This window comes from Prevotellamassilia timonensis (assembly GCF_021531665.1).
GTDB lineage: Bacteria > Bacteroidota > Bacteroidia > Bacteroidales > Bacteroidaceae > Alloprevotella.
In genome coordinates this window covers 1-5046 of record NZ_JADYUH010000090.1, presented here as the reverse complement: position 1 = coordinate 5046, position 5046 = coordinate 1, and the positions used below count along the sequence as shown (strand labels likewise).

5 protein-coding genes and 1 pseudogene are annotated in these 5046 nt (G+C 44.0%); 5 read left to right on the top strand and 1 reads right to left on the bottom strand.

What is annotated here, in order from left to right; all coding sequences use genetic code 11:
• Nucleotides 1–897 precede the first annotated feature (897 nt).
• Nucleotides 898–1192 (bottom strand): annotated as a pseudogene (locus I6E40_RS10375) (IS1380 family transposase); the annotation flags it as partial.
• A 341-nt stretch (nucleotides 1193–1533) separates the two neighbouring features.
• Between I6E40_RS10375 and I6E40_RS10370 the strand changes: the two are divergent.
• From I6E40_RS10370 to I6E40_RS10350, 5 genes are all read left to right on the top strand, one after another.
• On the top strand, nucleotides 1534–2205 hold the full coding sequence (locus I6E40_RS10370; protein WP_235387124.1) for a 5' nucleotidase, NT5C type: 672 nt from the start codon (nucleotides 1534–1536) through the stop codon (nucleotides 2203–2205).
• 14 nt (nucleotides 2206–2219) lie between these two features.
• Complete coding sequence (locus tag I6E40_RS10365; protein ID WP_235387116.1) at nucleotides 2220–2453, top strand: hypothetical protein; 234 nt, start codon at nucleotides 2220–2222, stop codon at nucleotides 2451–2453.
• Nucleotides 2454–2470: 17 nt separating this feature from the next.
• Nucleotides 2471–3253 carry a hypothetical protein gene (locus tag I6E40_RS10360; RefSeq protein ID WP_235387114.1) on the top strand — a complete coding sequence of 261 codons (783 nt, stop codon included), beginning with the start codon at nucleotides 2471–2473 and terminating at the stop codon, nucleotides 3251–3253.
• Nucleotides 3254–3349: 96 nt separating this feature from the next.
• Entirely contained in the window at nucleotides 3350–3631 is a 282-nt protein-coding gene (locus tag I6E40_RS10355; RefSeq protein WP_235387112.1) for a hypothetical protein, read from the top strand.
• 63 nt (nucleotides 3632–3694) lie between these two features.
• Nucleotides 3695–4747: a hypothetical protein gene (locus I6E40_RS10350; RefSeq protein WP_235387110.1), complete on the top strand. Its 1053-nt coding sequence runs from the start codon at nucleotides 3695–3697 to the stop codon at nucleotides 4745–4747.
• The last annotated feature ends 299 nt before the right edge of the window (nucleotides 4748–5046 follow it).

Below are 5046 nucleotides of genomic sequence, written 5' to 3'. Positions count from 1 at the left end.
TCTGATTTAGCCATAGTGAGCGGTTTCTCGTTGCAAACATAGTAATTTGTCTTTGCCCCTTTTTCTTTTTATCTCTTCCTCTCTTTGTCTCTTTGTCTCTTCGTCTCTTTGTCTCTTCGTCCCTTTGTCTCTTAGTCTCTTTGACTCTTCGATTAACGAGACAATTAATGGGCATTAATGGAGAAACGTTTCTGCTGGGAGCGCACCCAGGAAAAACTAGGAGCGCACCTAAGTAAAACTAGGAGCGCACCTAAGTAAAACTGGGAGCGCACCTAAGAAAAACTAGGAGCGCACCTAAGTAAAACTGGGAGCGCACCTAAGAAAAACTAGGAGCGCACCTAGGAAAAACTAGGAGCGCACCTAAGTAAAACTGGGAGCGCACCCGGTTAAAATTTCCCTTCCTCAAATTTTAATTTCCCTTCCTCAAATTTTAATTTCCCTTCCCCTAGTTTTTCTTAGCCTTCCCCTAATTTTTCTTAGCCTTCCCCTAATTTTCCTTAGCCTTCCCATAGTTTTTCTTAGCCTTCGCCTCTCCCACTCTTCCTCTCTTCGTCTCTTTGACTCCCCAAAAAAAGACCCCCATGTGCGGTGCATCAGCGCCGCAACAAAGCCCTTCCCTTTAGGGAGGGGTTGGGGTAGGCTCCGCCTCTTTGACTCTTAGTCTCTTTGACTCTTAGTTCCCATGTAGGGTTCAGTGTAGGGTTTGTGTAGGATTTTTGCTTCAAACCCTACACAGTGCAACGTGCGGATAATCAGCGCAATACGAGGAAAATGTAGGGTTTTGTGTAGGGTTTGCAGGATTTTTATTTCCCTATAGATTACGTACCCCATTAATTGTCTCGTTAAATGTCTCATTAATTTCTGAACATTTCGCGTGTTTCGTGTTCCAAAACAATTAATGGCTCTGAGAATCGTGTCGGCACTGCATGTGCGAAGTGTCGGGTGAAGCGAGAGGTGGCACATCAGATGAGTGGTGACATCCTCTATGCATGAGCCGCCACAGAAATAAACGCTCATAAGCGAACGGATGATTTCGCTGTATTGATAACCATACAGCCTGCATCTCATACCGAGGGTTGAGTCGATTACAGATGAGAGATTGGAGTCGAATTGCTCCATTATTGAAAAAATTCCTCCAAAAGGAGAGTTTCTCAGATTTTATTGCAACCTTGCCATGTCTGTCGGGTTTGATACATATTTTGATTTTCAACACTAAGAGAGGTGAAAATCCGACATGACGAAACCCCGAGCAAGTTGCTCAGGTACTTAAAAGTTATATTTGTAATAGTTTTGCGGAATTAAGGTTTATAAAAAAGTTGCCTCTGAAATTGAATTTTTCACCTTTTGTGACTATATTATATAACTTCGGGGTGTCATCGGAGTATGATGCCGAAGAAGGAAGCCTGCGACTCTATGTTACCAACGTAAACGACGCATTGCAGATTTTGGCAGCCAAAGAGTAGTTGGACAACAGACTCCCTGCAGTGTTTGTAAAATTCTAAAAACAGTAACAACAGATATAATATCAAGAATATGAAAACATTGTTTTTTGACATGGATGGCGTGCTGGTTGATTTCCAAAGCGGTATCAACAAGCTGAGTGATCAAACAAAGCAAGAGTATGAGGGCAGACTCGACGAAGTGCCTGGTATCTTCTCGCTGATGGATCCAATGCCTGGTGCCTTTGAGGCAGTACACGAGTTGAGCAAGCACTACGATGTGTATATCCTTTCTACTGCCCCATGGAAGAACCCGTCGGCATGGGGTGACAAGATTAATTGGATAACCAAGCACTTCGGCGACAAATTCAAGAAACGTGTGATCCTGACACATTGCAAGCATCTCGTTAATGGAGATTATCTGGTTGACGACAGGGCAAAGAACGGAGCGAGTGAGTTTCCCGGAGAATGGGTGCAGTTTGGCTCGGAGCGTTTCCCTGACTGGGAGGAGGTTACTTGTTACCTCATCAGCGAGACCTTTTTTCACGACGAAGACGATGAGAAACTTAACAAGCGATTGATTGACTATGCAATGGTGGAGAAGACCATCAAGATGCTTGATGAGTATATGAAGGTTCTTGACCTGAAGGTGAAAACAAACTGTACCCCAGAACTATCTCGTGAAGTGCTCTCCGTGGCAAAACTTGCAAATAAGTGGCTTAAGGCTTCGGGGGAAGAAAACGAATCGAAATATTATATAGACTAAACCTTACGAGGTAGATGCAGCACGTCAACGGACTCACCTACGACTTCCTTTTCGATATGGCTAAGAAACTCGCCGATGCGGGTGCCATGATGCTCATCACCGCTGGTGCCAAGGGTAACGAACCGCTCGTGATGTCTAATGGCGGCACTCCTTACCGTGCTTTCCTCGAAGGACGTGTGCAGGGCGACAGCTATGCGCTCATCCTGCGCCTCACCAATCTGGAACTAAAAGAAATACCTGCTAAATAACTTGTACTATGGCTACAATGGAAGTAACACAAGATATGCGCCAGAAGGCGATTGACTATAAGAAGAATATAGCAGGCAAGTTCATGCTTGTAGAGGGCGCCAAGATAAAGGCACGAATCAGTGGCGAGCAGTTCTGCGTAACCCGCAAGATTGACGGACATCTGCAATGCGTCTTCTACCGCGATGGGGCTGCAGTTATGCTTAACTCCCAGGGTAAGGAGCGTACAGGCGAACTGAAGTGTCTAGATATCTTCGCAGCCTTTATGGGCAAGAAAGGTGTCAAGAGCGCCATCATTGCTGCCGAGCTCTATGTGCCCCGCGAGGGTGGCCGTCCCCGCTGTGGCGATGTGCAGTCGGCACTGGCCGATGCCGCCAAGCGCGACACGCTGGCGCTCGCCCCATTTGACATTATTGAACTCGACGGCCAACCCTTTGTGGCTGCCCACTACGATGAGGTGCATGCCAAGTTGACGGAACTCTTCAGTCTCGTCAACGTCACAGAGAATGATGGTCGCAAACTGAAGATGACCAAGAGCAGCTCGTTCTGTCGCCCCGTAGAGATGCGCACGGCCGCATCAGTCGACGAGGTGCAGCAGATCTACGAGGATTGGGTCGAGGGCGAAGGTGCCGAAGGCATTGTGGTGCACAATGAAAATCGCCTCATCAGCAAGGTGAAGCCCCGCCATAGCATCGATGCAGTGGTTGTGGGTTACTCTACCACCGAGCGTGGCATCCGTGATGTGCTCCTCGCTGTGCGCCACGAGGATGGTGCGTACCAGATGTTCGGTCACGGCCTGTGAAGAAGGCAAAGAAAAAGTAATGACGCTCATAGTGAAACGATATCTCCCGGTTGTCACAACCGGGAGATATCGTAACACACAAAGATGACTCTAAATATGTACACAATAGACTATTTGAAGACGCTGCATGCCGATTATGTGGAATGGGATACTGACCCAGGGAGCCTTATATGGCCTGAGGACACCTATTATCTCATTGACAATCTTTCTGACGATGATTTTAAGGAACTTGCAGAGTTGGAAGAAGATGTTGACTTTGTTGATGCAATAAGAGACCACATTCAAGATTATCTTGATATTGGCACAGTGAAGTCATTCAAACTCAAGGACCCCGCAGGCAATCTCCTCTGCGAGTACGATGATTGTTTTTATGGGTAAATAGTCTGAAATGTAAAGATAAGATTTTGAGTTTGATGTAATTTAAAAGAAAAACTTTTGAATATGGAAAAGAAACACATGACACTTGATGAAAGAATACAAAAGGATTTAGAAGATTTGTATAATAAGGGAGAAATTGACGGTGCTAAAGATTTGGGCGACCTGATTAAGACGGATAAATCAAAGTATCGCAATCTTCAAAATCTCGCCGATACACCTGAAAAGCAAAAAACTCTCCAGCGATATATGATGGACCAAACTTCTTTTGCGACAAGGGCACTTCCTGTTTATGGCTGGGGCAAGCGCGACGCTAAAACGGTTATGGTAATGCTTAATCCTGGCAATGGAGTTGAGAATGCAAACAGGGAACTGCTTTATGAACTGAAAAAGCGTAATATGTCCAAGATGTTTAAAAAACTGTCTTGCGGGAATGCTTGTCCGCAAGTTGGTTTGAATGACTACGATTTGACGGATGACATTAAACATTATAACGAGTTCAATGCCAATTATGGCGATTGGGATCGATGGAGGATGGACAATTTTGATTTGAAGCAAGCTTTCTTTTTGCATCATTGGAAAAATTGCGGAGTCGGTTTGGATGAAACAAATTTGAAGTATATTCTCGACAACAAATCATCCACAAAAAAAGAAGTAAAGGCAGAGGTGCATAAGAGACAGCTTGAAGAGAAGGAAAAAGTGCTTTTAGGGAAGCGGCAACTTGAACTTGTGCCATACGCATCAAGGAGTTTCAGTGCCATTAATAAGGAGAAAATCAGCGAAATTTTTCCTTATGTTGAAACCCTGTTCCATGAAATCTTCACTTATGACAGAGAGTTCGTTATTTTTTGTTCACGTAAATTTAAAGAAGTTTTCCAAGCATACAGCGGTAACAAGGAGTATCCAGGAACCATTAAGGTTATATACGAGGAGAAGGACAACTTTGAAGGGTCAAAATTGTCGGTCTCTTGTAGTGTGATAGATATTAACTACGGAGGAAAAAGCATAAAAGCCATTATTGCTAACACCTTCCCAAATCAAGCCCTGCCTAATGCTTATAAATTAATGGCAGCTTATGGAGAATTCTGCTATAATTGCCTATTGAAGCACTTGCCCTAACAACAAATTATAAGCAACCCCCATATTGATGCCGAATAAACAAACATCTGTACTGAAGCGTTTTGTTGCGTTCCTGATGTCAGGATTCAGCCTATTCGCAAAGGCTTTGCAGAGAAGGATGAGGCATGAAATAGTTTGAAGCAATATGCAAAGCCATTTGTCTCGATGAATAAATGTTTTCAAAAAAGTTGCCTCTGAAATTGAATTTTTCGCCTTTTGTGACTATATCAATACTTCGTTAATTTTCAGTTTATAGATTCAATTATAACATGTTACGTCATATATACAGCACCTCTGAC

Excerpts from the sequence above, each read along its gene's own strand:
- I6E40_RS10370 (WP_235387124.1), top strand. The coding sequence starts at position 1,534 with ATGAAAACATTGTTTTTTGACATGGATGGCGTGCTGGTTGATTTCCAA.
- I6E40_RS10365 (WP_235387116.1), top strand. The coding sequence starts at position 2,220 with ATGCAGCACGTCAACGGACTCACCTACGACTTCCTTTTCGATATGGCT.
- I6E40_RS10360 (WP_235387114.1), top strand. The coding sequence starts at position 2,471 with ATGGAAGTAACACAAGATATGCGCCAGAAGGCGATTGACTATAAGAAG.
- I6E40_RS10355 (WP_235387112.1), top strand. The coding sequence starts at position 3,350 with ATGTACACAATAGACTATTTGAAGACGCTGCATGCCGATTATGTGGAA.
- I6E40_RS10350 (WP_235387110.1), top strand. The coding sequence starts at position 3,695 with ATGGAAAAGAAACACATGACACTTGATGAAAGAATACAAAAGGATTTA.